Origin of the sequence: Pseudomonas sp. ICMP 460 (assembly GCF_002723595.1) — a bacterium.
GTDB lineage: Bacteria > Pseudomonadota > Gammaproteobacteria > Pseudomonadales > Pseudomonadaceae > Aquipseudomonas > Aquipseudomonas kitaguniensis.
This window is the reverse complement of record NZ_LKBR01000006.1, coordinates 13721-40490: the sequence shown is the minus strand read 5'-3', so window position 1 is coordinate 40490 and position 26770 is coordinate 13721. Positions and strand designations below refer to the sequence as shown.

Genomic DNA, 26770 nt, shown 5'->3' with positions numbered 1-26770 from the left:
GCGACATTGTCCTCCCTCCCAGACCCCATCAATGGATAGAAACATTTTCCGTTCACACCGTTCATGGCTCGCTACCCAACACGTTGCCCCTCTTTCCCCCGTTTTGATTTTTCCGAATTTCGTGTAGCTTTTCCTGATATGCGGGTATATACCCTAACTCTGCAATTCTAACTAGTCATGCTTCATTAAGGAGTCACCCAATGCGCATTTTGATTGTAGGGGCCGGATCGACCACCGCTCAAAGTCGTCACAAAACCTCAAGCTGAAAAGTTCAGTATAAGTGAGGTGAGATGGCAGGAGACTTCTACCTTGGTGTGAACCGAGGTGTCGAGTTGACGACCAAGGGCTATCGGTTACGGAGCGATTTGAAGCAAGACTGAGCAATGAGCGATGGAGAGTGACAATCTCAAACGTGCTTATCCGATCATATCTAAAGCAGTAGCTACGCTAGGAATCATGGGCTGGTGACGGAGGAAAACACCCGTCACCCCACCGAGGCAGCAGGTGGCGCTGGTTGAACCGTAGTTCATCTAAAACACTGAGTTTGCACCTTCGAGCACTAAAGAGACGTACTGATATGGAAATCGCTTTGGTAGATGGCGTCCGAATGCTCCCTTCGCCTGGTGCGCAAGGGAGTTGCCAAGCGTGCGGCGCAGCAATGACTGCCAAATGCGGAGAGCACAACGTCTGGCACTGGGCGCATAAAGGAAGGCGCGTATGTGATCCGTGGTGGGAAAATGAAGGTGAGTGGCACCGTGCCTGGAAGCGATCCTTTCCTGAGGATTACCATGAAGTCGTGCAGCACGACATCATAGGTGAGAAACACATCGCCGACGTCAAATTGCCTAGCGGCCTCGTGATCGAACTCCAACATTCAGCCATGTCACCCGAAGAAATGCGCAGTAGAGAAGTTTTTTACGGCAAAATGGTTTGGATCGTAGATGCAGAACCATTTAGAAAAAACCTACACATCTTCTACCCGCTCCCGGATCCAGCCGCGCCTTTCGCCTCGGACCTTTCATTCATATCCCCTCTCCCGGAGTGGCGCGACCACCAACGTCGAAATGACACAGGCTTTGGCCCACTTATGTTCTTCCGGCGCTCGGAACGAGTGGAAGGCACAAACATGCAACAGCTCCACTTCGGACCTGAAATCGCCGAGCACTTCCCAGCGACTTACCGAGGGCATCATATGTACCTCTGGATGAGACCCCGAGATGTTTGGTATCAAACCTCTAAGCCTACGTATCTGGACTTAGGGAATGACATCGTAGCCAAACTTGGTCCATATGGTCCCTGGGAAGACACGATTATGTGCTTGAAACTCATGCCGAAAGAAACCTTGGTCAGAGAGCTTTTAAGCGTTTGATACGAATGGGATTCATAGACAGTTTAAGCAGACTGGCGGCGCGAGTTGTCTGGCCAAACTTTTGACGGGATTGAGACTTTCGTTGTTGATATATACGTCTGAAAGCGTCTCGCGGCCTTGAGCCAATTCGTGCAGTGCACCATCATCCATTTTTACGACGTATTTTGCAGAAAGCATCACTGCCGATGGCGGAGTGTTTTTTATAACACTCCATGAGATTATCTGCGTTACCTCGTCTATTTCATTATCTTTGAGATCTTCATATTTTTTTATGCCGTCCTCACTGACTGCGATTGCGTGCAGCTTACCGTTTTTGATGCTCTCACACGTTCGTACACTGTACTGATCATCGGCGATGCATGGCATTGCTTTCAGTGCCATCTCGTTTTGATACTTGTAGGTAGAAATCGCCGATCGCGTGTCGTGGATCATTTTATCGAAACTGCTTTGCAAAATAGTATTCGAGCCTTCAGCTCTCATTTTGCACGTGTAGGTCACGACGTTTCTTCCTGCCCCGTCAGTGCTTTCGTCCCACTTGATGGACGAACACCTCTCACGCTTATCGAGTGCATTCCCTAGCGTCCGCGTCGGGTCGAGCTGATTGATGACCTGGGTTTTAATTACAGATACGGTTTCGCTTTCGCCGCAGGCGGCCAGCAAAATCGGGGCTAGTAACAGAAGTCTTTTCATTATCACGTCCAAGGTTGTGGTGGACAGCCCCGGAGGCGCTGAACTCATCCCGGTTCTACCAATACGAAATTAATCGGGCTGCCATGATTGGTGGCAAAGCGCTACTCTACAAGATTCGAGCCCGTCACCAATAGCCTTCTGCTTGTCGATCGAGACCTTGCAACCAGTTTTTCACTCAGGCAAAGTCCGCACTCCAATTTTCGGAATGGAGTACTCGCCCGAGTGATCTCAGTCGCCACTCTAGCTATGATGGCTTGCCGTTTTTCCTCAGGAGCTATTCCATGGCGTTGTCGCAAGATGAACAAGGACGTATTGGATTGGCGCTTCACCTGACGCACCATCAATACAATGCAGTTACTGAAGGCTGGGGATTTGAATTGCCCACTGACTACCAGATGTCAGTTGAAGCAGTGACGAACTGTCGGTATGTGGCATTTTCTTTGGATGGCCGCTGGGATGCCGTTGCGAAGATCGGAACGTGGCAATTGAGCATGGACGGCGGAGGCAAAAGAACCGCTGAGTTGTCGGCATTTTCTAAGGTTGTGAGCGGACTGCGCCGCGAAATAACTACCGACCCTACGAAAACCCGATGGCTGCATCTATCTCAACAAGAGGCTTTAGAAACAGCTATCGCTGATGAGTCAACAATTACTCGCCCAGAGGCTATTCCGGCATGTCTTGATATGGAAGAGGCATCAAATGCCATTGCAAGGCATTACGGTGTTGAAGCCGAGCAGATCCAGATATCTATTCATCGGAAAATCGCGACCGGTTCAGTTGAAAAGCAAGAGTGACACCGTTAACTCAACCTTGAACGCAAGGTTCTGGTTTCGTCTCTAAAGCCGCTTTTCCCACCGCTCCCCCAGGCTGTTCAAAATCTCTCCGCGGGGGAGCCACCGAGTTGACATACTTTGCGAGCGGCAGCCCGATAACGCCCAACACCTAGCCAACCAGTCAAACTTCTATAGACCGTGACATTCCAGTGTCGCGAAGTTTCCTGATGCACGTTTCGGATAGATGATGTCAAGCCAACGAATAGAGGTTGTTTGGTCAATCTGAACCTTTCTCATGCAAGGCAGCCGCGGGAATTCTTCTGCGGCGGTGGCCAAAGCGTCGTGTGCATCTTGGAATTGACCTACTGCTCGGTACCGCTCCACCAGTGCGAGAGCCATGCAGGCTTCGACCAGCAAGGGCACCTTGATACCTGTGGGCTTGAAGCACTGACCGTAGTATCTGTTCAGTTGCTTTAGATGTTCAGAAGGCGGCCATTCTGTATCGGAACCCGCTATGGCCTGCGCAATCAGCGATTCAAGGCCGGGCTGGTTGAGAAGCGCGACATCACTGTCCTTCAGTGACGACTCACCTTGCTCACCGCCGAGGTAGTAATGTTTCAGGTAGATAAATGCTAAGAGAGCGCTCTTCGGAGATTTCTTCAATCCATCCTTGATTCGAAAACCGGCTTCTACTACAGGGCGCAAATTCTTCAATGGCCAATGTGGAAAATCCGCCAACGCTTTGCTAAGAAGTGTCACTAAGCCTTCTAGAAATCGCGGACAGGTCTCCGCTGTCAATTCTGCTGCGGTCATAGAGGGTTCCATTGAAATCCTCAGTACACCTGGATTGTCGTACTCGTATGAACAGGGCTCGTGAGCGATTTTTTCGGCGCGGTGGACGAATTCCATGATTACTGCGCGCACCAAGCGGAACAAGCCCTGGAACGTGAACATTAGCTTGCCATGATCAGCATATGTTTCCGCGTGGCCTGAAAAATGGAGGAACTCTTTCGTCAACGGCTTGAGCGTGTGAACGTAGTCGGAACGCGTGCCATAGAGATTCTTGAGCGCAGCTTGCAGCTCACGCTTACCGATCGGATGTTTTTCTTTGCTCGCCAGAACGGAGAAATAATCCGCGGGCAGGTAGTCCTGAATGAATTTTGAAAACCGGTGCCCCAGCCTCAAATGCTCTGTTTTAAGGATGGCACGCCGCACTGCCTGCGCGTCTGCGTCTTCGAGATTCAATAGAGCACTGTCGACAGGTCCACGCTTTTCGGGCGGAATGTCCTCCCAAACGATCTGATAGCCATCAAAATCCTGGGTTAACGATTCGATACTCATGACCAGCAGCGTGTAGGCGAGATCGAGGTCATCGCTCATCCTGTGAACCGCGGCGACGTATGATCTGATTGCCTTGATTACGCTTTGGTAGCTGGTACGTTTCAGGCCCATCAGCTGCTCTGTAAACTCACCAAATGCCTCCACTTCATCAGTGTTTGCCCGTAACGACGCCTCATAGAATCGGGGCAGCAGCTCACTCGGGTGCGACTCCCCCACGCGCGTCCGCAGATGAAGCAATCGCTCGGCGATTCTGACGTCAGGACTGAAAATCGCCTGGAATCCAAACGAGGCGACGTCCGCAAAATCATCGATGTACGCGCCCATCATGCGTGAAGCTATGAGACCTGCCGCAGGCGTCCCTTCGATGTGTTCGTTCAGCTCGTAGCACAGGGCGTGTGGCGTGGTCACAGTGTCAAAAGCGCTGAGCGTTCCGACTGCGCTGCTGATCGCGCCGACAGTGCTCAAATCGAGGTTGGTGTAGACGACCCCTCGGAGCGTGTTGACTTGAGGATTATGCAGCTCAGTGAACAGCTTTCCGGTGGCAGCCTGAAGCATGGTGGTACCTAAAGTGAGGAGTCTGCGTCCTACTAGCCAGAATGGGCGGCGCGCATCTGAGCGCTGAGCAACACTGCCAGATTGGCAGTGAGTTGTTCAAGCTGGGTAATCGCCCGGGAGCCTCTTGATACATGAACCGACTGCTACCCGAAATATGCCGTTCCAGAGCGGCAGCTCTGAAACGAAAGCGGCCAAGGGTTAATGTCTTGTACTTAGTATGATTAGCTGATTGACGGCTTCAAGGCTCGTTCCCGCCGTATTTGGCAGAGGAACACAGCCCAGGTATAAATGGCGTTTGACGGCGGCCACCACCCAATTTGAATCCCGATAAAGCAGCGCGCTCAGCGCTACTCCCCGCGCTTATGACGGGGAAACTGCCAATCTCAAGCTCTCGGCTTATATTTGGTTACAAATAGTGGCATTAAGCCGCTCAGGCGGTCATCATCCTGCCACTTTCAATGAATGGATTCGAAAAATGGGCTGGGAACTCACGGTTTCCGTGGACAGCGTGATTTATCCGCTAAGCGTTGTGCAAAGAACCGCTTACGCGCTTGCTCAAAATCTGATGATACAAATCAGGCAAGCAGATAATCTGATTCATCTCGACGCTGCCCCCACCTTGTTAGCAGGTGGAACGGGATCTGTCACATCCGCGCAGCAGGCTCGGGAACTGATTCTACGCAGCCTCAACGACTTTGCATTGCGTGCGCAAATCCAACATGAAACTTCAGGGTTGCGAGAGTTACTTGCGGCTGCGGCACTACGCGGTGCAGGCGTGTGAGCACAATCCTGATAGCCAGAGAGTCGAGCTATCGACTGCTACCTTTTCGGTTCGTGCGCCTCGACGACAACGGCCGTCAAAATATCCTGCTGACGGCTGAAACAGGCGAATACCTTTTCGTCTCTGAAAAGCAGCTTAAGGATCTCGTTCACAAAACGGTGGACTCAGCTTCCGCACACTACAAAGACCTTCTCGCACGTCACTTTATCTTCGAGCCCCACGGACATAACCCCGTGCCTGAGATGGCGGCTCAATACCGCAGTCGTAAAAGCTTCGTCCTTGATGGGCCTGCGCTACACATATTTGTCGTCACGCTGCGCTGTAATCACACGTGCCAGTATTGCCAAGTCTCACGTGCCCCACTGGGAGGCTCCGGCCATGACATGTCAGCAGAGCATGCGGTGCTGGCAGTCTATCGACTGTTCGAGTCGCCCTCCCCCGTAATCACAGTAGAATTTCAAGGTGGTGAGCCCCTATTGGCGTTTGACCGTATCCGTCAAATTGTCGATTTGGTGGAAGCCCGGAATGCTGTTGAACAGCGAAGCATCCAGTATGTGATCACAACGACACTCCACCATATGAATGAGGACGTCCTGGATTTCGCACACCGGCATAAAATCCAGTTTTCGACGTCTTTGGATGGACCTGCGTTCCTGCACAATGCGAACCGACCGACACCTTCGAAAGACGCCTATGAGCGAACCGTGGAGGGTATCGAGCGAGTTAGAGCGAGGCTTGGCCACGATGCCGTATCGGCGTTGACGACCATCACGTCAAAGAGCCTGGAACATCCGAAGGCGATCATCGATGAATACGTAGCTCGGGGTTTCACCAGCATCTCTCTGCGTCCCCTGAGCCCCTACGGATTCGCCAAGATATCCGCGAAACGCCTAGACTATTCGATGACCGAGTTCATCGATTTCTACATGGAAGCTTTGTCCTATCTGATGCAGCTGAATGCTCAAGGGACGTTCATTTCAGAGGGCTATTCATCGCTCCTCCTGAACAACATTCTTACCCCGTTTGCATCTGGCTATGTTGACCTGCGTTCGCCCCTTGGCGCTGGACTAGGGACTCTCGTCTACAACTACGACGGTGATGTTTACCCTTCGGACGAATCCCGCATGTTTCTCGAAATGGGGGAAGACGGATTCAAGCTCGGTAGCGTAAGGCAGCCTCTGAAGGAGCTGCTCCAATCTCCAGTGATCGAGATGTTGCTATTCGCGGGCGTGGCGGAAGTATTACCTGGATGCTCCGATTGCGCACTGGTCCCCTATTGCGGAGCTGATCCAATCGAGCATTTCGCTCGGCAAGGCGATCCAATCGGTCACCGCTCTTTCAGCAGTTTCTGTAAGAAAAATACTGCACTGCTCACTCATCTATTCCGCTTGCTGCGTGATGGTGACAACGAGACGCAAAAGATTCTGATGTCATGGCTAGCACGCCGCTCACTGAGCGACCTTCCGTCTGCCGGCTACAGGGGGTGACCATGCTACGTCTAGACACTCAGTTTGAAATCCAAAACGTTGCAACCCCCAAATTGTTCAAGGTCATTACGCCCGAAGAGTTTGTCTCCAATGGTGCCGCAAGTTGCGCTGGAGAAGCATCGTTTGATGACCTGATGTTGTGGTTGGACGAATCGTCTACCGGTAACCTCGATCAGTGGCTATCAGTACCAGTCGGAGGTTTTTTACTACCGCGTAACTCGCGCGAATTTGATCACGTTAGCGCAGCCCTGCTGATGGATCCGAAAGATCCTCTAGTAGTGCAACCGGGCGACGTCATTGTCGTGAGTCCTGGTTCGAATGTCGTGCGCGTCCTATACCGCCGTGGTGCAAATAGCAACCTTTTGTTCATGACGGATCGGTGCAATAGCTTGTGTTTGATGTGCTCTCAGCCACCCAAGGATGTCGATGATCGTTGGCACATCGACGAAAATCTGAAGCTAATCGACCTGGTGGACCAAGGCACTGAACAACTGGGTATCAGCGGTGGAGAGCCCACTCTTTACAGAGACGGTCTGCTTGCAATCATCGAGCACGCAAAAAAAGTCTTACCAGAAAAATCCCTACACATACTCAGCAACGGCCGGCTACTGAGTGATCCCACCTGGATCAACGATCTCCAACGAGTGAATCATCCGAATCTCACGTGGGGAATCCCTCTGTACGCGGATAACGCTGCGGACCATGACAATGTAGTCCAGGCCCCAAGAGCGTTCAGCGAAACAATGGCTGGACTTTACAACCTTCAGCGAGCAGGACAGAAAATCGAAATTCGCATGGTGCTAAGCAAATTGACCACTGGCCGACTTCCAGAATGGGCGCATTTCGTTTTTCGAAACTTGCCATTCGTGCACCACGTGGCGCTGATGGGCATCGAGAATACTGGGCTCGCTAAGAAGAATTACGACCAGCTTTGGATCGACCCAGCTGATTACCAAGCGGAGCTGAGTAACGCCGCATTTTTCCTCGATATCCGCGGTATCGCGGTATCGATTTATAACCTACCGCTTTGCGTGCTGGATCCGGTGTTGGGACGCTTCTATCGGCAGAGTATTTCCGACTGGAAGAACCTGTTTATTGATGCTTGCCAGACCTGCGCGGCAACCCACGCATGTGCAGGTTTTTTTAAATCCCATTCAACGAAATGGCAGAGCCGAAAAATCTACCCGCTCTCCGTTGACGACCTGAAAGACGTGCAAGGAGCGCCTCATGAAACTGCTTGATCGCTGGATGCTTTTGATCGGCCAATCTATCGTCGTAATGCCCATGATCGGCAGCCCAATGGCTGATGCCAATCAAGCTCAGCTTGCCTCAGCGGATTGGTTGCCGTATCCGAATAGTGCTCCCCCTGCATTCAAGAACACGCTCAACGCGAAAGACGCTATTAACGTCTACGCGGCACATCGTTCTCACAGCTCACATAGTTCGCATAGCTCACACAGCTCCCATTACAGCGGCGCCAGTGGCTACAGCGCGCCGCGGAGCTACACTACTCCAAGTACTAATTACTACACACCGCCGGCTAGCACGAGCAACGCTTACCGTTCAGCCACCCCGAGCACAGCAACAGTTCCCTCTGGGACTGGGTCGACTACAAGATCGAGTGCCTACAGCGCTGCAACTGCAAAGCCAGCAGCCAATGATCTATCGTTGCTTGTCCGACGCGTTCAATTGGCCTTGATGGTCAAGCAGTACTATTCGGGGCCAATTGACGGAGTCCTGGGCAACAGCACGCGAGGTTCCTTAATGGCTTTCCAAGTGGACTCTGGGATCATCAGCAGCGGCAAAATGGATACGCCAACGCTGAATGCACTAGGAATTGCAATCCCATGACGGTATTCGGCGATTTGGAATCGAGGTTTCAATGTCTTTACTTCGGTGTCTGGCCCTAAAGTTGAAAGCTCCGCTCGCTGAATTTTAAAAAATTAAATCGCACTTCTCTGCTAACCCGATCAGTGAGCGCCGCCATTTTCGACGCTCATATACAAGGATGAACATGTCTGTCGAGCAAACCCTCAAAAAAAGTAATTCTTCTCCATTTATCGCCAACACGTGGCCGGAATTCCTCGATTGCATTCGGAAAGCCCGAAGTAAACTGGGTAACCCGGAAACTGTTTGGTACCGCGGAATGTCGCGAGCGGAGTTCACGCTCGTCCCCTCCTTACTTCGCGTCCCCAATGGCCTTAGGAAAGAACAAGATCTGTTCAATGAGTATCAACGCTCTGCCGCTAGGCTCACAGCTAAGCGATCCAACGACTGGGAACTTCTTTTTGACATGCAGCACTACGGCATTCCCACACGATTGCTGGACTGGACCGATGTGCTGGGAGTAGCAATAGCCTTCGCTCTTTACGACACCAACGATGACAAACATGACTCCTCGATTCATGTACTAGATCCGCTGAAACTCAATTCAAAAAGTGGCCCTGGAGAAATCCGTCGCCCCACAAACGATCCAGATTTCAACTACAAATCAATCTATTGGCATGGCCGCCCATTCAACGCTGTTTACCCAATTGCCATTGATGGGCCGTTCCAAAACGATCGAATGGTCGCACAGCAGGGCGCTTTCACACTTCACGGCTCGCAAACTCATTTCTTCGACACCGATGGACAGGATTGCTTGCAGAAGATAGTCATGAAGCCTGGTGCGAAAATCGGAGCGCGAGAGTTTTTGGAGTATTCAAATTTGAATGCGTTTAGCATTTACCCCGACATAGTCGGCATGGCTCGCCACATTGTACGCAAACATCTCGGATAAACAGGTTTTACCCGTCGAGAGGACGTCAAACGGATAAGCTGAATGACGCCTTCATGTTAAAACTCAGATTGCACACTCAGCCGTGCATCACTGCCGCATTCGCTGCTGCTTTTGGAATCCTCGTCATCGGTATCGATGCGGGAATGCCGTGAATATTCAACATCACAGGATTGAACACATAAAATGACGAAAGTCGGAAAGGTATTTTTGTCTCATGCCAGTGGAGACAAACCGTTTGTAGATCGCTTAGCTAGTGACCTTGCAAAGCATTCAATTCCTGTGTGGTATGACAAATTCGACCTGAGAATAGGTGAAAGCGTCCCTGGAAAAATTAACCAAGGGATTGCTGATGCTCAGTACTTCGCCATCGTTCTTTCCCCGGCCGCTATCAGTTCCAAGTGGGTAATCGAAGAACTGAACGCAGGGCTTATGAAACAGGTCGCGAACGACGGAACCTTCCTGCTTCCAATCTTGCTGGAAGACTGCGCAATCCCTCCCCTATTGGCACATAGAAAATACGTTGACTTCCGAAACGGATATGACGAAGCCTTAAATGAGCTGCTGTCTCTCTGGGGGAAAGACAAAGCAGCGTGCGAAATAGCTGGCAAAGATAGTGTCTTAGCCTGGCCAGACATCCGGATGTCGGACTCTGAGTTTGTTTATGTGCATTCGACCCGGTTCGATAAGTTTTTTCGGATGAGCTGCTCTCTGTCATGGACAGTAGATCAGACCATTGACTACCTTACTGAAACGCTTTCATTGCCTTGGAATCAAGAAAATCCTACACTCGGAATGAAATGGAGCTTTTCCTATGGCATCCGATTGAACGGCAACGGACTTTCCCTACGAGATACGTTGGCTGGTGCTGGCATCAATTTGGGAGATGTGCTTCAAATTAGCATAAGCGGAACTTATGAAGACTTGTATGAAAAAGAACTCAAGGAAATGTGGGCCGGCGATAAGATGTACATGATGACCACGCAAATGCTGCAAAGGAGAGAATGGCTCCAAGCACAAGTCGCGGCTAGGAAAAGAATGACCCGCGATGATTTAAAGAAAATCGCTGATTCGTGCTTTGTTCACGTCGACTCTTGAACTGCGGAGCTTGGCCATCCTTGACTCTTTGAGATCAGAAGCCTCCTCAATTGCTGGATCGTAAGCGATAGCTCATCTTCGATCCAGCAGCCTACTGGAGGTATTCGGTAATCGGACAAGCATGGTCGAGAAGCTCGAAATACACCCCGCCGCCTCTCCTGCCTGGACTCTGACAAGGCCGGCTATGGTAATTGATGGCAGAGCACCAGTTATTAAAAAAGCCCGCATCCGCGGGCTCTTCTGAGGATCAACATAACTCAAGCCCGGTTCCGATCCTGCGCCTTCTGAAGCTCTCTTCCCATCTGTACGTTGAGTTGCTGAGCGATATCCAACTGAGCCTGCATCCGCTCAAGCAGAGGAGTTAACTGATTCACAACCGCAATGCCACCTGCGTTGAAAACTGCTTCGGCGCCGCCCTTCTCGGCTAGGTGCAAATTCCTTGCTGCACCACCGGAGCACGGCTTTCCCGTTTTCGGATTGATTATTTGTGTAGTCCAGCCTGCTTCATAATCGCTAGGGTTCTTCATACCAACCTCCCTTCACGTGGATTACCAACGGCTCACAAGGGTTGCGTCACGCTGGGTCATTTTCAGCATAGCCCAAGAGCCATCAGCCACTGGACAACCTGACGATAAAATTGGAATTTTGTCTCAAAGCACGCACATGGATCCGCCACCAGCCAAATCTGCGGGCGGCTTGTTCCGCTGACGCTTACGATGTGGGACGATAAAATCCGCCAAAATGCCATCATTACGGATATGGAGAGCGTCATGATCAAAGGGCTCGATAAGCTGCAACGCGACTTAAAGCAGGTGGAGGCAGCATTTCGGGAGTTAGACGGCCATCTGTGTACGGTCAGTTATGACCCCTTCGATCCAGGAAGTATCGAACAGGCTATACAAAATGTCAGAGACACCATTGACCTGCGGGTCGGCCAGTACGCCTCCAATCCCTTCGTTGGTCCTCTGATCGAAGAAATGAAAGAAAATTATCGCACACAGATAATTGAGCAGGCGGCAGAGAAACGTCTGGCAGGAGATGAAGAATGAGTTCCTCCGATATTTTCACGCAGATCAACAACTGCGTATTGGATCTACAGTTATCCCAGCTCCAAACATATGAAGCACCACTGAAAAAACTCGTACGACTGTTGTCCAGTGAGGACCTTGAACCGATTAACACCGCTCTCAAAAGAGATGCCGACCTTGATGCCTTCTTGGAGGAAAGCGAAGGCACTGGCGGGAGCTTCGCGGGGAGTTACCGGCTAGCCTGGCCCGATGATGACAAACTCAAGATAGGATTGACGATATTGTTGTTTGAGAAGCTCGCCGAAGATTCAGATTTTGCGATTAATTTTGCATATCACTACTTCAGTAACGGCAGTTCTAAATTAATCTCCGGCTTGCATTCTTTCGTAACACAAGTGGTTGTTCCGTTTGCACGAGATTACAAGGCTCACGTCAAAATCAGTAAAGCTTCACTGACCATATCAACAATTTCGTCGAATAAGGTTTTCATCGTCCATGGTCACGACGATGGCGCTAAGCACATGCTTGCGCGGTTTCTTGACCGATTAGGGCTAGAGTCAATCGTACTCCAAGAGCAGCCTGACCGCGGTCAGACGATCATCGAGAAATTTGAACGATCGTCTGACGTGGGTTATGCGGTTGTTTTGCTGACGCCAGACGACATGGGCAGCGCAGTAAAAGCAGATGCGCCATCGGCCCGTGCACGGCAAAACGTTATCTTCGAGCTTGGATATTTTGCCGGCAAACTGGGGCGTGGTCGGGTGTGCCTACTTCGAAAGGGAGACGTCGAGATACCGTCCGATCTATTCGGTGTAGTGTACACGGAGCTAGACCCGCATGAGGGATGGCAAAAAAAGCTGGTAATGGAGATGAAAGCGGCAGGATTAGAGTTCGATGCCTCCAAACTCTTCTCCTAAGATTTCTACTTGCGCGATGGGGCGCAAAGATTAAACAATACATCTGCTATTGCTTAATAAGCTGAAGTCCCTTGATACGCATCAATGTTTGGTAAACGCGGCTTAGGCCTCAAATTTGGATGAAGATATGGCAGGCCCTTGGGATAAAGAGGAGTACATAAAAGCGAAAAAATGGCAGGATAAAGCTGAGGCTAAACTCCTAGACGTAACGCCGTGTATTGCCGCTTGGATGGACATATGTGGCTTTGGATCGGCTCTCGAAGAAAGCTCTTGGAACCTAGTGAACCTCCAGAAACATGGAATACTAGAGATGTTGAGTAAAGTCTACCAAAGAGCCGCCCACCCATTTTTGATCGGCGTGGATCCCGCGCCTTACGAAACTGTTTTAGTAATCAATGATGGAATCGCACGAACTGTAGATTTGGGCAAACCCGAATTTGCGAGCGCCGTCGAATTCGTTTTTTACCTACGGGATCTTTTTTTCGCTCACAACCGCTTGCTTTCCTTGACTAGAACATATGGATATAGCATCCGTACAGTCCTGGCAGGTGGCGAGAGAGTTCAATATTCACCTGAAACGTTTACCGGCAATTCAGTACTGCAACACGACGACGTAAACATAAGTGAATTTGGAAGAAAGCTCCTCGAAAGAAACTTTGTATATAACCCTTCAGAATTTCAGCTAAATACTGCGTTTGCCAAAGCCTATTCAATTGACAGTCTTGGAACTAAGTTTGGCTTCAGGGTAGGAAACTTTTATATAGAATCGTCTTTCTGGGAGAAACTTGAGCCGATTCCGCTTCTCGATATCGGAAGGAAAAATAACTCAATCCTGTTGTCGTATAACGGCTCACCCGCTTTAGAATTTTACTTCAATGAGGAGATCGCATTGGACTATAAAGGATTGAAGCTAAATTCTAGCGAAATCTACGCAATGCGGGTAGATGCTGATTTTGAGGGCGAAGAAACATATTGTGAGCTTGGAAAATTTTAAACACTAACAGAGTGTGAAACCTGCAATATTCACTAAATATCGGCTTTGGACTCCCCCCTAGACCTTGCCTAGACTATGGCGCTATCAAACCTCGGCGTTCGTGCCCAGCGCATTCTGATTATGATGCGCGTTGAGTACACGGCTCCCAGCAGCGCAGCGCCCGCAGGCCCAAGAAAAAGCTGAGCCAGACTGGCACATCGCCAGCCCTTTGCTATCGTTAGATTTCGTTAAAGCTCAATCAAATGAGGTCTTGGACATGACAATCGCAAAGGCAGTGGCGCTGGGTACGGCTGGTAATGAAATTTCCAAAAAAATCACTGGCACAGACGAAGTTAGTGCTGGCCGGACCGTAGTGGCAGCAGGATCTGGCGCAGTGCTCGGTGCCGCCGCGGCTGGCACGATAGCCGTAGGCGCCGCTGCGGTAGGTATCGTCGCCGCGCCAGTCACGATACCTCTGGCAGTTGGTGCAGCTGTCATAGCTGGCATCGCAAGCCTGTTTGATTGACTATTAACTGGATGTGTACATCAAAGATGATGTGCACATCCCAGATAAAATACGCTGCCTTGTGATAGAGCTGATCCAATGAGGCACCTCTCACAGCCTCCTGGTTATCGAAAGGAATCGACGATAATGCCGCAAGCAAATGTCAGATATTGCGCAGTTCATGAAAACACTGCTTGGCGGTAGGTGCGGGGCCATACGTCTTGAGAGCGCGCGTTATTAGGAAAGAAAGACGGTGCGCTAGGCCTTTTGAACTGAATGGAGTAGAGCTGCGAAGACGTTGAGAGGAGCGCATTGTCGCTTGCATTTTGGGCTATGGATTGGCGAGTGCGGATTGAAAGAGTAGCCATTGACGCCATTAGATATTGGTCCATCTACTACTGGTAGATGAACGTCTATGCTCGACATAAAAATGCCCCTTCTAATCAAAGGTGATCAAGCATGAGGCTAGCAATATTCCCCATGGACTCGATCGCAAACCGAGCCTGGGTAAAAGTTACGTTACTAAGCCACGGCCGTCCATGCCCGGTACCTTCCTTGTTACGCAGCGCATTGAGAGCGCATCCCAGTTCATAGGCAGCTCGCTCGACGCGCTTTTTCACTGGTTCATCTTTCTCTGCGGGATTCATAGGGGTCGCGAAGTCCAGCGCCGTGAACGCCTGGCCCAGGAGTGTCGGAAAATTCGAGTGACTAGGGTAATTTCCCCACTTCTCAACCAACACGTGGGCCGCCGTAGCCTCCAATAGGTCTTTCGCTGTACCTGCAAACAGCGGGCCGTCCAATGCTCCCCGTCGCGCCCTATCGGCGTAGGCAGATAGCGCAGCTGTAAGCTCTCGTCCCTTCATCGCTTCGAGGACCCGCGACGCCAGATTGCCGTCTGTGGAGAGGTCCCAACCATTGTTCGCAATCGTGGCAACGAGATTCGCTATCGCTTCGGAGCCACAGTAGTTCGAGGATTGAGATCGAAATCCACCTTTACCCTGAACATTGGATATCAGCGCCGGGACAAAGGCTTCACCGCTTTTCTGGTTGTTGATCATCGCCCAATTCAGCGCACCTCGAATGCGCTTAGCTTTGCCCACGGGTCTACCACCGGGGCCCTGCTGCTCCCCTCCCGCGAGGAGATACTGTGCAAACAACAAATCGAGGTCATAGTGAGTAGGCTCGCGTTTTTCTGTCTGCGAATCGTCTACCAAAAGCGCTAACGCCACGATAACGGCGTCGGTCAGCGGAGGATTGTCGGCCATTCCTTGTCCATCCCTTTCAAAGAAACGAAGCTGATTTCGTAAATGGCATGCACTGCCAACTACGCACGCCGAACGGGCAAGTCTTCAGATTTGACTGCCTTTGAGCCTGGCTAGCCCCTGATTGATAAAGCCTGCGTGAGAGTGCACCTCGAATGTTTTCGCCGACCTCCTCCAACCCTCGCACCTCAGCGTGAAGCGTAAGCTCCATCAACGCTGCTTCCAGAGCTAGCTGGTTCTGATACATCCTCTCTAACACGCTATGCAGCGAAATATCGATGAGGCTTTCGGAGTCGTGCTTCGGGAGCTAAGGGAGCACCGGGGTCTCAATCAGGACGCCTTCGGTTCAGCTGCATCACGCACCTACATTGGTCGCCTTGAAAAAGGAGAGCACTCTCCTACGCTCGAGCGGGTCGAGCAGATAGCGAAGGTGCTGAAGATCGATGCGGTAGTGCTAATTCTGTGGGCGTATGACCGGGCTAGCGGAAAGCAGGTGGGTACTACTGGAGAGCAAGCGAGCAAGACTTTAGCCAAACTGGTTGACGAACTGTTCTTGCGGACTTGATCCTTTTACTGAATCTGGTGCTTCACTACGTTTACCAGCCTCGCCGCGTACTCATTTGGGCCCTTTCCCGTAGCAAGTCGGATACGGGGTTTCCCCCCCTTTCCTAAGCCCCAATCAGCGCCTCAAAAAATCGGGGCAAAGACCGGACGTCCCCTGGTACCCATCTGTGATGTGTAGATTTGAAAACGCTCCGGAGCACCGCCGCTGCATTTCAGATTACTAGCGTCTCGAGATGCAAGAGACAGTGCCAGGGTTCCTCACCCGATACCTCATGCGAGGCGTCAGAGGGGTCGTTGGAAGAATTAGTGCTTGTCGAGACGCATTTTCATAACGCAGCGTGTATGCAAAAGAAATATCAGTCTCTCAGCAGGTTGGGCTGAAATCGCCTCGCAAATACTCTCTATTTCCACTAACCAATAGCGCTAGTCATCAGCTGTAGTATCTGAGTCGTCGGGATGATGATCCCACCAGTCAATTTATCCCTGCCACTATTCCCTGGGCAATAGACCTTTGAGAAATGCGTTACTCAAAATTTTATCTTTGTCATTCTCAGCGACTAATTGCCGGAGTGTATCGAGTTCCAGCGCATCGACATGATGCCGGCAAATCAGCCCAATTGTTTTGAGGTCATCCGGCATTTCGAATTCCGCTTCCTCCACCAAATTTCTTAAAAGCACTTCTTCTTTTGGAGAGTAAATATTAAAAATCAAACCGATGAAAAATAATGCACTCATTCTTTCATATGGGACGCTATTTCTTGCTCCGTACTGCAATCGCTCTTTGAGGCTCATAAGTTTATGGACTATGACGGGCCTAGCAGCTGTAAATTGATCTCTCGCACCTCCAGCTATATTCCTGTCGGTCCGAGGGGACAATAGCAGGTTAAGCACTAAAGCGACTGTATCCCTTACTTTGCTGCTGAGAGCAACGATGGAAGAGCTAGGCAATATAACACAGGAAGTACGATGTAATTTATCTACCCAACTCTGCACGCGAAGAGTTAACCAAGCGCGAGAGTTATTTGCAGGAATTCCGTGCGAGCGCCTATGCGCGAACCCTCTTTTTCCCGGAAGATAATCACCTGCATCGCCCTTGCAAAATGCTTTCCATTGCTTATCTGCCACAAGAGTGTCACCTAAAAAACTAAGCAAACATCTATGCTGAAAGCAATATGCGTTCGTTGAATAGCACCAAGACTTTCTCCACGATGGATATCTTTTAAATGCTACATCAGACTGAATGCACAAATGGCAATATGCAACTCTGCTTGCTGGAGCCAAGAGAAACTCAGAACGAGGACGGAAAAAATGTGCAATTTCGTCAATATCCAACTTCAATAGACGAGCCAATTCTACCGCTTGAGATTCGTAGAGTTCAAACTCTCTCCCGAGTAGCCAATCAGGGTTGAAGTACTGACGATGATCGGGGCTTGACCACTCTTCGATATTGCTCTCTGATATCAACTTTACATTAGGGCTAAGGGCGCAGCGGGTAACCCAAGAACAAAAGGTCTCGTCATACACAGGTCTAAGTAGTCCTGAGAGGTTCATTCTAGTAACCCCATGGGTCAACTACTGCCTTTTCAATTAGATCCTTGGTGATGCGTTCTTGACCAGTGGTGATTGCATAGATCGCCGCTGCTTTAATAATTTTAACAACGTTATCCATCGTTCCATCTGAGTGGTAATGAATCAGACGCACAAAATCCTCTTGATGCAAATGGGACTCATGTTTGAGCGCAACATGCTTTTCAAGAGTTGCAAGGAAGCTCCTGAAATCATCATCCATACTCCAGGGAAGTAATTCCTGTATGTGGAATCGACGTGCCAATTGCTCGTCGTAGGTAAGAGCATTTCTGGCGCTTTTAGTACCGAGACCAATGATGGAGAGATAGAAAGGTGCACCTGTCAAAGCTTTCAATAACGATAGATTTTTCAACTGCTCATTTTTTGGGACTAATAAAAGCTCATGAAATTCGTCTATGACAATAGCAACTATTCCTTGCGCTTGAATGAAAGCTGCCACATCTTTACTCAATATGCTCTTACCCAATTCTAGACGTATCGAAAAGCCTAGCGCCTCGAGTATTAACTGCTTAAATTTTAGGTTGCTGGGGTTTTCCGCCAAAGATAGAAATACAAATGGTGAGCCTAGTGATCGATTTTTCTTTCTCAGCTGATTGACGATGGTCGTTTTCCCCATCCCTCCTGGCCCACTAATAAGAATACATGGAGCAGTCGTGCGCTCAGGGACTTCAATTACCGCAACTATTGAACGCAGAGCCTTGCGAGATTGAGGGCAATCAATCCAGATATCTTTATGGATGCCTTTAATCCTTATCTTCAATTCACCAGTCTCTGATTTCGCTCTTGAATTCGGATTCTCGCTCATCTTAAAAGTCCTCGCTCTCAAAAATTTGCGGCTTTTTGGTGAAGTCTAATTTTGATCTTGGTGGTGTCTTAATATCAGGCGACGATGGTTCAAAATGCTGATTCTGAACATGTACGACATAAGCTTCCTTGGCCTTGACATTCCTTCTTGCCTTCTTTGTTAACTGGGTGCTGGTCTTGACGATTTTCTCGTTCTCCTCGCGAATAGCAATAATATTTTCCGGTATTTCTTTTGTCTTCGACCGTTTTTGTTGAAGTGCTTGGACGAGATACTGTTGGTAAGAAAGATCATCAGCCCCAAGACTTAAGAAGCGTAACACCACATAATCATTATTGAGGCGCGCCCAAACTATAGAAAGAGAAAAAGGATCATATTTTATAGTAATATTCTTCTCCCCAACATGATTTTTTATTTCCGGCGCGTAATAAAAATTATTAAAAATTTCTATACCTGACCTCTGAACTGTGCGGGATTTTTCCGGCATAAAATCTAATCTAAACTTAAATGGATCAGTAATTAATTTCTGATAATGCGACTCGCCGGATTGTGTTTTAAATGATTTTTCCCATTTTTTTGCGGGAGAGCATTTCAAAGCACTATGCTCCTTATAATTGTACATCTCTACTTCGCCAGCAAACCATTTGGTAAACTCGCCGATTGTCATTGTTGCATTCTTAGCTGAGTCGTAATCGCCCTTTTGAATAATGTTAGACATTGTCGTGCCTGGTAAAAAATGCACACTACTTGTCATCATTGTTCCAATTAATCTTTCAACGTGCCCGCCATAATGTTTTCGTCCCAAGGGGCGCCATTCGGTGGCAATCCCATGAATTGCACAGGCTTTTCGAAATGCTAAAGACCTGAACTCACGAGCATTGTCCATATGTAGCAATTCCGGAACTCCGTAGAACGGGTGCAGCACATCAGCACATCCGAGGTTCTTCAAATATCTTCTTTTTGGGAGAACTGCATGCGTGACTGCGCATGCCACAGACATAATTTGGGGGGCATGGAAAGCAACATAATAACCGAGGATTACCCGAGTAAAAACGTCGATAACAAATGTTATCCACGGCCGAAAAAGCGGCTTTCGATTTTCATCATCAACAAGAATCACATCCGCTAGAGTGTGATCCATTTGCACCCTCTCCAAGGGCCGCGACAATTGGACCTTACCTGGCTTTGCACCATATTTCTGGTTGGCAGCTTCTGCTCCATGCTTAAGACGATATAGCTGTCGTTCTCCCAAGCTCTTAATTCTTTTTGTTACAGTAGTCTGGCTGGGAATAGCTATCTTTAATTGGGAGCACTGAAAGCGAACCTCTTCCCAAACCCGGACATAGCTAGCAGCTTTTTTTCGGTATATTTTCTCTATCGCTGCTGAGATTACTGCCTCAGTTTCGTCAGGAAGTCTTTGGGTAGATTCTATTGTGCCTGATTTCTTCGGGTACAAAGATCTAGCACCGAGACTGGGGTCGTACTTCTTCACTAACGCGTAGAAAGCAGTTTTCTTCGTATGCGTACTTTTCATAGCTTCAGCAAGAGATATCTTTCCGGACTTGAATTGTTCTATAACAAAAAACCTTTCTGCGGCGACAGTGATATCCTCCAACGCTACGCCGTCATCATCTGGTATTACTGGACACTGATCAGAGATCTCTTCGGACGAAACTGCTTTTGACGGGAGAAACTTCAGGTCTTCTATATCGACAATAATTATCTTTTTTGAATCTATTAACTGGACCTCAATACTAGCACCAGCCTCCACCCTTGTAATTATCGCTGGCTCGCCGTTGGCTACTACAACTAAGTTTGGCTTAAGTTCGGTGTGGCGCATTTCAACATTCCAACAGGTATAAATTCCTACAATGATTACTCGGCATAAATTTAAAATCAAGCCTTCACAGGCTATATATAATAATAGTAAAACTCGTCTTTTTTATTTAGATTGCTCAATAACTTACAATGCCAAGTCAATACTACTGACATCGCAAGTCGTAGATAGTTATAAGCGTCCTGCTTGACAGGTAAAAATGTTCTATGGCCGGACTTTTCTAATGGCACATAGGCTTGGAGTTACGATAGAAAACGTGCTTGACCACCGAACAAAACGATATCTCTTAGTTTTTTTGTTCGGCGGTTAACAATTTCTTTAGGAAATTTCATTTTAAATCAAACAGTTAATTAAGTTCGGCGAATTGCTGTGTCCGACACTTGATCACTCTCCTGCAGCTCGCGCCTTTACCTCAGCGATGTAATCCAGTACGAACGGATCCTGAGAACCTTGCTCCTTGTAATAGCCAACCACGTTGGCTAGCGTCCAGCGCAGCAACCTCATCAGCAGCGGATCGGAAAACCTCCAGCTGCTCGACTCGTACTGATACCGGCTGTTGGTGAACACGTCGCGGTATCTCTCGAAGGAATCTTCCTGGCTGTTCAGGGCCAAGCTGCAACGAATCGCTTCGGGCATCGCATGGAACAACGTCAACAGATCGTGCTTGTCAGGCGTTTTACGGAGGGTTTTGCCGACGCTTTTCAGATGTTGGTGAGCCGCGGCCAACGCTATAGAGTCGAGTTTGTAGGTCTCGCCGGATGTACCTTGATGTTGGTCAGGCACGGAAATGAAGCTCTTGAGCAGAATTTCCATTCCGATCGCTGCGTTAACCATCGCAACATGTGGGAGGTTTTGGGCGTCTAGAATCTCGGCAGCCTTGAGATAACTATGGGCGCTTTCGAGCATCCAGCCTGGAAAGTGACTCACTTAACAGAGCTCCTTAACAACGGATTTGGAGCCACTGACGGCTCCAAAATCGTCTCTGGACCACCTCCTCACGAAAATGCCGAAACCTTCTGCGCTGCAAAATTCCCGTCTCGCAGGATAGGCTCCAGAAAATCCTGATACGCCTGCCAGGTGCTGAACATCTTGATTTCAGCGCCTGGAGCATCTTGATTACCGGTTAGCTTGACCAAAAAAACGCCGCCACCTTCGCGCAAAATCCGCCGTGCTGTTGCGCCGCCAGCACCGCGGGATATTAGATAGCCAAGGGCTGCCAAGCCAAGCACAGAGCCTTTCTGTGCAGCAGATGCTTTGAGCAAAGGGTCGGCGGGTACATCTGACAGAAGCAGCATCAGCGCTACCAAGTGGTGACTGTCATCCTCAAAACCATTGGCAATGTCGTCGGCCATTTTCAAGGCTTCAGTCGCGCGAGCCTTGGGGATTTCATTTTCATGCGCGAGAGAATCATGTGATGTCAGTAAGATCGAGCCAACGCGTGGAGGATTTTTTGGATAGTGTCGGTTAGTTTGCATAACTGATTGTCCTCAATAGGTGCTGATCGCGCTTGATTGATATGACGTCAAAAACTATCCACTACTCCCTCTTTAATATTACCATTATGCATAACTATACTAAATGACTATTTAGTATAGTTATATTAAGGCAAATGTCGCGTCACGCAAACAACTCTAGCGCCGCATCGTCCCATTCGTGGCCTTGTTTTGACCAATCTTCCCCGGTTTGTGGAGGAAACCCGCTACGGCAATAGCCTTGTTTCGCGGTGAAATCGAATATCGCGTGCGGGTAATCATTGATCAGCAGCACCGCCTTACTGTGATCAACCGACCAGCCGATCTTCACGCTGGAGGGTTTGTGTTTGTCCGAAACGTCCGCGACGTTGTAAATATGCAGCGCGTCCTGGATAGCGTTGCCTTCAACCGCGGTGTCCAGTGCGTAGAAATAGCCGGTGTCTTCGTCGTCTTCAAATACCACAACGTAAGTGCCCTCTTCCGCGGGTGCTTCGATGACTGTGCTTTGGCCCACCTTCAAGGGTGATTCGGCCGCCAGGTAGATTGGCATCGGGTCTTCCTTCACGGGTTGAATGTCGGGTTCTTGAATAATGCCAACAGCCGCCTGCGGATCGCAACGGCAAATTGCCTCAACCGACTCTGCGCGAGCACCACCTTGTACACCCACGGCCCACTCTCTAAGCTGGCCGCACTTTTGCCTCATCTCAGGAATCCCATGCCTCGAAGTATCGCCCACCTCGCCTTGTTGCTGGGGTTGATCACCGCCATCGGCCCGTTCGCCATCGACAGCTACCTGCCCGCCCTCCCCACCCTGGGCGCCAGCCTGCAGGCTTCACCGGCCGCGGTGCAGATGAGTTTGACGGTGTTCTTCATGGTGATTGGCGTGTGTCAGTTGTTCTACGGGCCGATCAGCGATGTGTTCGGGCGCAAGCCGCCGATTTACGCCGGCTTGGTGATCTTCGCCGTGGGCAGCGTCGGTTGCGCGCTGGCCCCGACGATTGAAGTGCTGATTGGTTTTCGTGCCCTGCAAGCGTTTGGCGCGTGCGCCGGCATGGTGATTCCCCGCGCGATCGTTCGTGACCTGTATACCGGCCATGAAGCCGCGCGCCTGATGGCGCTGTTGATGCTGGTGATGAGTGTTTCGCCGATCCTCGCGCCGCTGGCCGGCAGCGTAGTGATTTCACTGTGGAGCTGGCGCGAAGTGTTTGCCGTGCTGGCTGTGGTGGCAGTGTTATGCCTGTTGATGACCGTCGTGCAGTTGCCGGAAACCCATCCCGCCGAGCGCCGTGCGGGCAAGACCCTTGGCAGTGCGATTGGCAGTTACGCGGCGTTGTTACGTGACCCGGTCTTTATCGGTTTGTCGGTGGTCAGTGGTTTTGGCCTGGCCACGTTCTTCGTGTTTATCGGCAGCGCGCCCTTCGTTTACATCGAGTATTTCGGCCTGACGCCGACGCAGTTCAGCCTGTGCTTTGCGCTGAACGCCGCGTCGTTTTTTGCCATGAGCCAACTGACTGCGCGCCTCAGTGCACGCTTTGGTTTGGCACCGCTGATGCGCTGGTCAGTGATCGCCGTGGCGGCGGTGATGGCTGCGCTGGCAGTCACCACGTTGTGGGCCGATAACCTCGCGCTGATGATGACCCTGCTGTTTATCGGTTTTGGTTTTCTCGGCCTGTTGTTGCCGGCGGCCGGGGTGTTGTCGCTGGAGGAGCATGGCGCCGTTGCTGGCTCTGCCTCGGCGCTGTTGGGCGCGATTCAGATGATGACTGCAGCCCTGTCGATGAGCCTGGTTGGGCTTTACGCCGACCACACCCCGGCGCCGATGTTGGTGGGCATCGCGGTGTGCGCCTCGGCGGCAATGCTGACCGCGCTGTGGACGTTGCGCCGGTTGCCCGCTCATCTCGGTGCGGCGCCCTCGCCTCACTGAAATTGACCATTCGTCGGGCCTTGCGGGCATCCGTTACAACTATCGGAGGACGGAAAACTACTAAACCCATAGCACCTTTAAAACGCTATGGAGACTCTGATGACTGATTACCCGCGCCCACCCTTCTCGCCTCAAGCCCAATCCGTGCCTGGCTCGCAGAAGAAAATGGACCCCTACCCGGACTGTGGCGAGCAGAGCTACAAAGGCTCTGGTCGATTGGCCAACAAGATCGCGCTGATCACCGGCGCCGACAGCGGAATCGGGCGCGCCGTCGCCATCGCGTTTGCACGTGAAGGCGCCGACGTGGCCATCGCCTATCTGGATGAACACGAAGACGCCCAGGAAACCGCGCGCTGGGTCGAGGAAGCTGGCCGTCAATGCCTGCTGTTGCCCGGTGATATAGCGCAAAAAGCCACCTGCCAGGCGCTGGTCGACAAAACTGTCGAACAGTTCGGCCGCATTGATGTGCTGGTCAACAATGCCGCGTTCCAGATGACCCACGAAACCCTTGAAGAGATCGAGGATGAAGAGTGGGTGAAGACCTTCGATATCAACATCACTGCGATGTTTCGCATCTGCAAGGCTGCCCTGCCCCACATGAAGGCAGGCAGTTCGATCATTAACACCAGTTCGGTCAATTCGGACATGCCCAAGCCGACCCTGCTGGCGTATGCCGCCACCAAGGGCGCGATTGCCAACTTCACCGGCGGCCTGGCTCAGTTGCTCGGCAGCAAGGGCATTCGGGTCAACAGCGTAGCGCCAGGCCCGATCTGGACGCCGCTGATTGTGGCGACCATGACCGACGAAGACGTAAAAAGCTTCGGCAGCGAAACCCCGCTGGGGCGTCCCGGCCAGCCGGTTGAAGTGGCGCCGATTTATGTATTGCTCGCCTCGGACGAAGCCAGCTACATCTCCGGCTCACGCTACGCGGTGACCGGTGGCAAACCGATCCTCTGAGGCATCACCCAACTAATCTGGGCGCTGGCTCCCGCATTAGTTGGCTATAGGTCAAACCGGTCCACCGCCCGCCGCCGCTCATTGTCGTCGCGTACGTCATAGCTGGCGGTGGTCTGGATGTTGGTGTGGTGAGCCAGTTTCTGCGCAATCGACAGGTCGTGTTCTTCAATCACCCGTGTGATAAACGAACGCCGGAAGTCATGCGGCATGATCTTCACACCGACCTGTTCGCCACGCTGACGGGCAATGTAGTAAATCGCATGTTTGGTAATGCGTTCGCGGGTGATATGGCTGCCGCGGCGAATGCGATTGAACAGAAAGGTATCGTCCTGTTCACCGTTCTTGAGCTGCCCGCGCCGAAATTCGAGCCACGCCTGCAGCTTGGCAAACGCCCACTGCGGTGCGTACTTGAGCAACTCTTTGTTGCCCTTGCCGGTCACGCGCAAACTGCGTTCATCGAAGTTGACCTGCGCCAGGTCTAGGTTGACCGACTCCGATTTACGCATGCCCGAGCCATACAGAATGCCGATCACTGCCGCATCGCGCAGGCCTTGCGGCCTCGGGTCGGCAGCACAGACTTCCATCATTTCGCGGATCAGCGAGCGCCGCAGGTTGCGGCCAGTGCCCAAGCGGGTGCCGGGCGTGGCCTTGACCGAACGCATTTTAAGCAAATGGTCCTGACTGATCAGGCTCATGCGCCAGGCCTCGTTGATCACCCCGCGCACGGCGTTCACATACAGCGACGAGGTGTTCGGCGCGTAGCCGTCCTCGCGCAACGCCGCCACCAACGCAATCACGTGTTCGGGCTGCAGCAAGTGCCAGTCGATTTCTTCGAGGTTGATGTCTTCGAAGCCCAGGCGGTCGGCGGCGTCCTGCAGCACGTAGCGCATGGTCAACTGGCTGGAGGGCGCCAGGCGGGTGAGGTAAAGCGTCAGCGGGTTGCGAATAGACTCAGTCAAGGTAGATCAGCCTTTGGATTAAATACCTCGATCAAGCCATTGTTTAATCAAGGTATTTAGTGAATTGGCGAAGACCGAGTCTAACGCACCAGAGGGCCTGGCACAAAATCAAGGGGCCGATTCATCATCCTCGATCGAGGCCTCAGGCTGAGGCTGGGTTTGCGCTTGACCCCAGTCGGCATCCTGCTTCTGCATCAGCGCAAACCAGTGCTGACGCATAAACGCCAGGTAGCTGTCCGGCGCCTTGGTAAAATCGCTGTCATCGGCATAGCAGCCCGGCAACGGTAACTCGGTGCCCTGCTCCTTGTACTGGCTGACCAGCGCCTGTTGCGCCGCAACGCTGCAGTCTTTGGGCAAGGGCATGCCACGCAGCGCGCCGGACTCCTCGTCCCACCAGCTTGCACCCACACGGTCGACGCCGCGCAGGCGGTACTTGCCGGACTTGCCGACATGCATGATCAGCTTGAATTCGTTGGGGCTGACGTCGCTGGTGCAGGTGCGCGAATAGCCCACGGTGGCCTGGGTGATGCCATCGCCGCCAAGGTCGGTGACCTGGGTGGCGGCCATGTCAAAGCGCAGCGCGGCGTCGAATTGGCAATGCTGCACATCGTCGTAGAGCATCCACACGCGTTTGGGGTGGTCGCCGCCGAGCAGGTATTGGGCCGCGTAGACAAATGCCGACTGCGTGCCGTCATCGTCACGCTCGCTGACGTGTTCGGCGAGCACCAGCAAATTCTTGCCCTGGCGGTCGTCCCACGTGTAGGCCGCGACTTGTTTGCCGCGCACTTCAACGCCTTCCGGCACCTGGTCAAGCGTGGTCAGTGCCACCTCGGTATCGGCCCGAACCGTCACCGTGGTGACACAGGCCACAGCCATCAATAATCCCATCAGCGCGGGCCGCAACTGGCCGCGTAAAAGCTGCACGCTATTCATCCGAGTACCCTGGCAAGAGATGGCTTACTTTACCGGCACTTGAGGGGCAATGCAGAGAAGTTTGTTGAATAAAACCGGCAACACACGGGGCGCCGGGAAAATCGCCCGGGTTTTACCCCGCCAACGTACCCCTGACCCTTGAGTTACGTAGCTGAACCCTAGCTGTCTACCTGTCAAATA

Annotated in this window: 26 protein-coding genes; 14 read left to right on the top strand and 12 right to left on the bottom strand. The window is 51.2% G+C overall.

Annotated features, from left to right (window positions below; translation table 11 throughout):
• The first annotated feature begins 577 nt into the window (after positions 1-577).
• The gene (locus AO240_RS06410) at positions 578-1369 is read left to right on the top strand and encodes a competence protein CoiA (protein WP_087673240.1); all 792 of its coding nucleotides are present in this window, start codon (positions 578-580) and stop codon (positions 1367-1369) included.
• Positions 1370-1381: 12 nt separating this feature from the next.
• On the opposite strand, the gene AO240_RS06405 is transcribed toward AO240_RS06410, so the two are convergent.
• Positions 1382-2059, bottom strand: coding sequence for a hypothetical protein (locus AO240_RS06405; RefSeq protein WP_099235609.1), 678 nt, complete (start codon positions 2057-2059; stop codon positions 1382-1384).
• A 281-nt stretch (positions 2060-2340) separates the two neighbouring features.
• On the opposite strand from AO240_RS06405, the gene AO240_RS06400 reads away from it, so the two are divergent.
• Positions 2341-2853 carry a hypothetical protein gene (locus AO240_RS06400; protein ID WP_087673235.1) on the top strand — a complete coding sequence of 171 codons (513 nt, stop codon included), beginning with the start codon at positions 2341-2343 and terminating at the stop codon, positions 2851-2853.
• A gap of 168 nt (positions 2854-3021) precedes the next feature.
• On the opposite strand, the gene AO240_RS06395 is transcribed toward AO240_RS06400, so the two are convergent.
• On the bottom strand, positions 3022-4728 hold the full coding sequence (locus tag AO240_RS06395) for a hypothetical protein (RefSeq protein ID WP_099235608.1): 1707 nt from the start codon (positions 4726-4728) through the stop codon (positions 3022-3024).
• A 475-nt stretch (positions 4729-5203) separates the two neighbouring features.
• Here AO240_RS06395 and hxsD point away from each other — a divergent pair, with 475 nt between their 5' ends.
• The 6 genes from hxsD (at position 5204) to AO240_RS06365 (ending at position 10870) form a co-directional block, all read left to right on the top strand.
• Complete coding sequence (hxsD, locus tag AO240_RS06390) at positions 5204-5509, top strand: His-Xaa-Ser system protein HxsD (protein WP_087673236.1); 306 nt, start codon at positions 5204-5206, stop codon at positions 5507-5509.
• Positions 5506-6996, top strand: a complete 1491-nt coding sequence (gene hxsB / locus AO240_RS06385; protein ID WP_099235607.1) for a His-Xaa-Ser system radical SAM maturase HxsB — start codon at positions 5506-5508, stop codon at positions 6994-6996. Before hxsD ends, hxsB begins: the two co-directional genes overlap by 4 nt.
• Positions 6993-8237, top strand: a complete 1245-nt coding sequence (gene hxsC / locus AO240_RS06380) for a His-Xaa-Ser system radical SAM maturase HxsC (RefSeq protein ID WP_099235683.1) — start codon at positions 6993-6995, stop codon at positions 8235-8237. The genes hxsB and hxsC overlap by 4 nt, the downstream gene beginning before the upstream one ends.
• Positions 8224-8847: a His-Xaa-Ser repeat protein HxsA gene (gene hxsA, locus AO240_RS06375; RefSeq protein WP_085714303.1), complete on the top strand. Its 624-nt coding sequence runs from the start codon at positions 8224-8226 to the stop codon at positions 8845-8847. The genes hxsC and hxsA overlap by 14 nt, the downstream gene beginning before the upstream one ends.
• A gap of 163 nt (positions 8848-9010) precedes the next feature.
• Positions 9011-9775 carry an FRG domain-containing protein gene (locus tag AO240_RS06370; RefSeq protein WP_087673197.1) on the top strand — a complete coding sequence of 255 codons (765 nt, stop codon included), beginning with the start codon at positions 9011-9013 and terminating at the stop codon, positions 9773-9775.
• A gap of 183 nt (positions 9776-9958) precedes the next feature.
• Positions 9959-10870: a toll/interleukin-1 receptor domain-containing protein gene (locus AO240_RS06365; protein WP_087673196.1), complete on the top strand. Its 912-nt coding sequence runs from the start codon at positions 9959-9961 to the stop codon at positions 10868-10870.
• A gap of 257 nt (positions 10871-11127) precedes the next feature.
• Here AO240_RS06365 and AO240_RS06360 read toward each other — a convergent pair whose 3' ends face one another.
• Positions 11128-11397 carry a hypothetical protein gene (locus AO240_RS06360; RefSeq protein ID WP_099235606.1) on the bottom strand — a complete coding sequence of 90 codons (270 nt, stop codon included), beginning with the start codon at positions 11395-11397 and terminating at the stop codon, positions 11128-11130.
• A gap of 189 nt (positions 11398-11586) precedes the next feature.
• On the opposite strand from AO240_RS06360, the gene AO240_RS06355 reads away from it, so the two are divergent.
• The 3 genes from AO240_RS06355 (at position 11587) to AO240_RS06345 (ending at position 13809) form a co-directional block, all read left to right on the top strand.
• The gene (locus AO240_RS06355) at positions 11587-11919 is read left to right on the top strand and encodes a hypothetical protein (RefSeq protein WP_237249678.1); all 333 of its coding nucleotides are present in this window, start codon (positions 11587-11589) and stop codon (positions 11917-11919) included.
• Entirely contained in the window at positions 11916-12815 is a 900-nt protein-coding gene (locus AO240_RS06350; protein ID WP_085714282.1) for a TIR domain-containing protein, read from the top strand. Before AO240_RS06355 ends, AO240_RS06350 begins: the two co-directional genes overlap by 4 nt.
• 115 nt (positions 12816-12930) lie before the next feature.
• Positions 12931-13809: a hypothetical protein gene (locus AO240_RS06345; protein ID WP_143505323.1), complete on the top strand. Its 879-nt coding sequence runs from the start codon at positions 12931-12933 to the stop codon at positions 13807-13809.
• A 927-nt stretch (positions 13810-14736) separates the two neighbouring features.
• On the opposite strand, the gene AO240_RS06335 is transcribed toward AO240_RS06345, so the two are convergent.
• Complete coding sequence (locus AO240_RS06335; protein WP_099235604.1) at positions 14737-15558, bottom strand: abortive infection family protein; 822 nt, start codon at positions 15556-15558, stop codon at positions 14737-14739.
• Between the two features lie 259 nt (positions 15559-15817).
• On the opposite strand from AO240_RS06335, the gene AO240_RS06330 reads away from it, so the two are divergent.
• Positions 15818-16120, top strand: coding sequence for a helix-turn-helix domain-containing protein (locus AO240_RS06330; RefSeq protein ID WP_099235603.1), 303 nt, complete (start codon positions 15818-15820; stop codon positions 16118-16120).
• Positions 16121-16608: 488 nt separating this feature from the next.
• Here AO240_RS06330 and AO240_RS28290 read toward each other — a convergent pair whose 3' ends face one another.
• From AO240_RS28290 to AO240_RS06295, 6 genes are all read right to left on the bottom strand, one after another.
• Positions 16609-17670, bottom strand: coding sequence for a TniQ family protein (locus AO240_RS28290; RefSeq protein WP_143505321.1), 1062 nt, complete (start codon positions 17668-17670; stop codon positions 16609-16611).
• Between the two features lies 1 nt (position 17671).
• Positions 17672-18511, bottom strand: a complete 840-nt coding sequence (locus AO240_RS06320; RefSeq protein WP_099235601.1) for a TniB family NTP-binding protein — start codon at positions 18509-18511, stop codon at positions 17672-17674.
• Between the two features lies 1 nt (position 18512).
• A complete protein-coding gene (locus AO240_RS28600; RefSeq protein ID WP_177445788.1) occupies positions 18513-20348 on the bottom strand; it encodes a Mu transposase C-terminal domain-containing protein in 1836 nt (611 codons plus the stop codon).
• Positions 20349-20729: 381 nt separating this feature from the next.
• Complete coding sequence (locus tag AO240_RS06305; RefSeq protein ID WP_099235600.1) at positions 20730-21272, bottom strand: hypothetical protein; 543 nt, start codon at positions 21270-21272, stop codon at positions 20730-20732.
• Positions 21273-21340: 68 nt separating this feature from the next.
• Positions 21341-21820: a hypothetical protein gene (locus tag AO240_RS06300; RefSeq protein ID WP_177445787.1), complete on the bottom strand. Its 480-nt coding sequence runs from the start codon at positions 21818-21820 to the stop codon at positions 21341-21343.
• Positions 21821-21962: 142 nt separating this feature from the next.
• On the bottom strand, positions 21963-22484 hold the full coding sequence (locus AO240_RS06295) for a DUF2251 domain-containing protein (RefSeq protein WP_256585868.1): 522 nt from the start codon (positions 22482-22484) through the stop codon (positions 21963-21965).
• Positions 22485-22532: 48 nt separating this feature from the next.
• On the opposite strand from AO240_RS06295, the gene AO240_RS06290 reads away from it, so the two are divergent.
• Together AO240_RS06290 and AO240_RS06285 are read left to right on the top strand one after the other, a co-directional pair.
• The gene (locus AO240_RS06290; protein ID WP_099235597.1) at positions 22533-23741 is read left to right on the top strand and encodes a multidrug effflux MFS transporter; all 1209 of its coding nucleotides are present in this window, start codon (positions 22533-22535) and stop codon (positions 23739-23741) included.
• Between the two features lie 99 nt (positions 23742-23840).
• Positions 23841-24698, top strand: coding sequence for an SDR family oxidoreductase (locus AO240_RS06285; RefSeq protein ID WP_177445786.1), 858 nt, complete (start codon positions 23841-23843; stop codon positions 24696-24698).
• 44 nt (positions 24699-24742) lie between these two features.
• Here the strand turns inward: AO240_RS06285 and xerC are convergent, their stop codons facing one another.
• Together xerC and AO240_RS06275 are read right to left on the bottom strand one after the other, a co-directional pair.
• Positions 24743-25657 carry a tyrosine recombinase XerC gene (gene xerC, locus AO240_RS06280; protein ID WP_099235596.1) on the bottom strand — a complete coding sequence of 305 codons (915 nt, stop codon included), beginning with the start codon at positions 25655-25657 and terminating at the stop codon, positions 24743-24745.
• A 108-nt stretch (positions 25658-25765) separates the two neighbouring features.
• Positions 25766-26590, bottom strand: coding sequence for a M949_RS01915 family surface polysaccharide biosynthesis protein (locus AO240_RS06275; RefSeq protein WP_099235595.1), 825 nt, complete (start codon positions 26588-26590; stop codon positions 25766-25768).
• Positions 26591-26770 lie beyond the last annotated feature (180 nt).

Coding starts and splice junctions, on each gene's coding strand:
- AO240_RS06410 (WP_087673240.1), top strand. CDS start 578: ATGGAAATCGCTTTGGTAGATGGCGTCCGAATGCTCCCTTCGCCTGGT.
- AO240_RS06405 (WP_099235609.1), bottom strand. CDS start 2,059: ATGAAAAGACTTCTGTTACTAGCCCCGATTTTGCTGGCCGCCTGCGGC.
- AO240_RS06400 (WP_087673235.1), top strand. CDS start 2,341: ATGGCGTTGTCGCAAGATGAACAAGGACGTATTGGATTGGCGCTTCAC.
- AO240_RS06395 (WP_099235608.1), bottom strand. CDS start 4,728: ATGCTTCAGGCTGCCACCGGAAAGCTGTTCACTGAGCTGCATAATCCT.
- hxsD (WP_087673236.1), top strand. CDS start 5,204: ATGGGCTGGGAACTCACGGTTTCCGTGGACAGCGTGATTTATCCGCTA.
- hxsA (WP_085714303.1), top strand. CDS start 8,224: ATGAAACTGCTTGATCGCTGGATGCTTTTGATCGGCCAATCTATCGTC.
- AO240_RS06370 (WP_087673197.1), top strand. CDS start 9,011: ATGTCTGTCGAGCAAACCCTCAAAAAAAGTAATTCTTCTCCATTTATC.
- AO240_RS06365 (WP_087673196.1), top strand. CDS start 9,959: ATGACGAAAGTCGGAAAGGTATTTTTGTCTCATGCCAGTGGAGACAAA.
- AO240_RS06360 (WP_099235606.1), bottom strand. CDS start 11,397: ATGAAGAACCCTAGCGATTATGAAGCAGGCTGGACTACACAAATAATC.
- AO240_RS06355 (WP_237249678.1), top strand. CDS start 11,587: ATGTGGGACGATAAAATCCGCCAAAATGCCATCATTACGGATATGGAG.
- AO240_RS06350 (WP_085714282.1), top strand. CDS start 11,916: ATGAGTTCCTCCGATATTTTCACGCAGATCAACAACTGCGTATTGGAT.
- AO240_RS06335 (WP_099235604.1), bottom strand. CDS start 15,558: ATGGCCGACAATCCTCCGCTGACCGACGCCGTTATCGTGGCGTTAGCG.
- AO240_RS06330 (WP_099235603.1), top strand. CDS start 15,818: ATGCAGCGAAATATCGATGAGGCTTTCGGAGTCGTGCTTCGGGAGCTA.
- AO240_RS28290 (WP_143505321.1), bottom strand. CDS start 17,670: ATGAACCTCTCAGGACTACTTAGACCTGTGTATGACGAGACCTTTTGT.
- AO240_RS06320 (WP_099235601.1), bottom strand. CDS start 18,511: ATGAGCGAGAATCCGAATTCAAGAGCGAAATCAGAGACTGGTGAATTG.
- AO240_RS28600 (WP_177445788.1), bottom strand. CDS start 20,348: ATGCGCCACACCGAACTTAAGCCAAACTTAGTTGTAGTAGCCAACGGC.
- AO240_RS06300 (WP_177445787.1), bottom strand. CDS start 21,820: ATGCAAACTAACCGACACTATCCAAAAAATCCTCCACGCGTTGGCTCG.
- AO240_RS06290 (WP_099235597.1), top strand. CDS start 22,533: ATGCCTCGAAGTATCGCCCACCTCGCCTTGTTGCTGGGGTTGATCACC.
- AO240_RS06285 (WP_177445786.1), top strand. CDS start 23,841: ATGACTGATTACCCGCGCCCACCCTTCTCGCCTCAAGCCCAATCCGTG.
- AO240_RS06275 (WP_099235595.1), bottom strand. CDS start 26,590: ATGAATAGCGTGCAGCTTTTACGCGGCCAGTTGCGGCCCGCGCTGATG.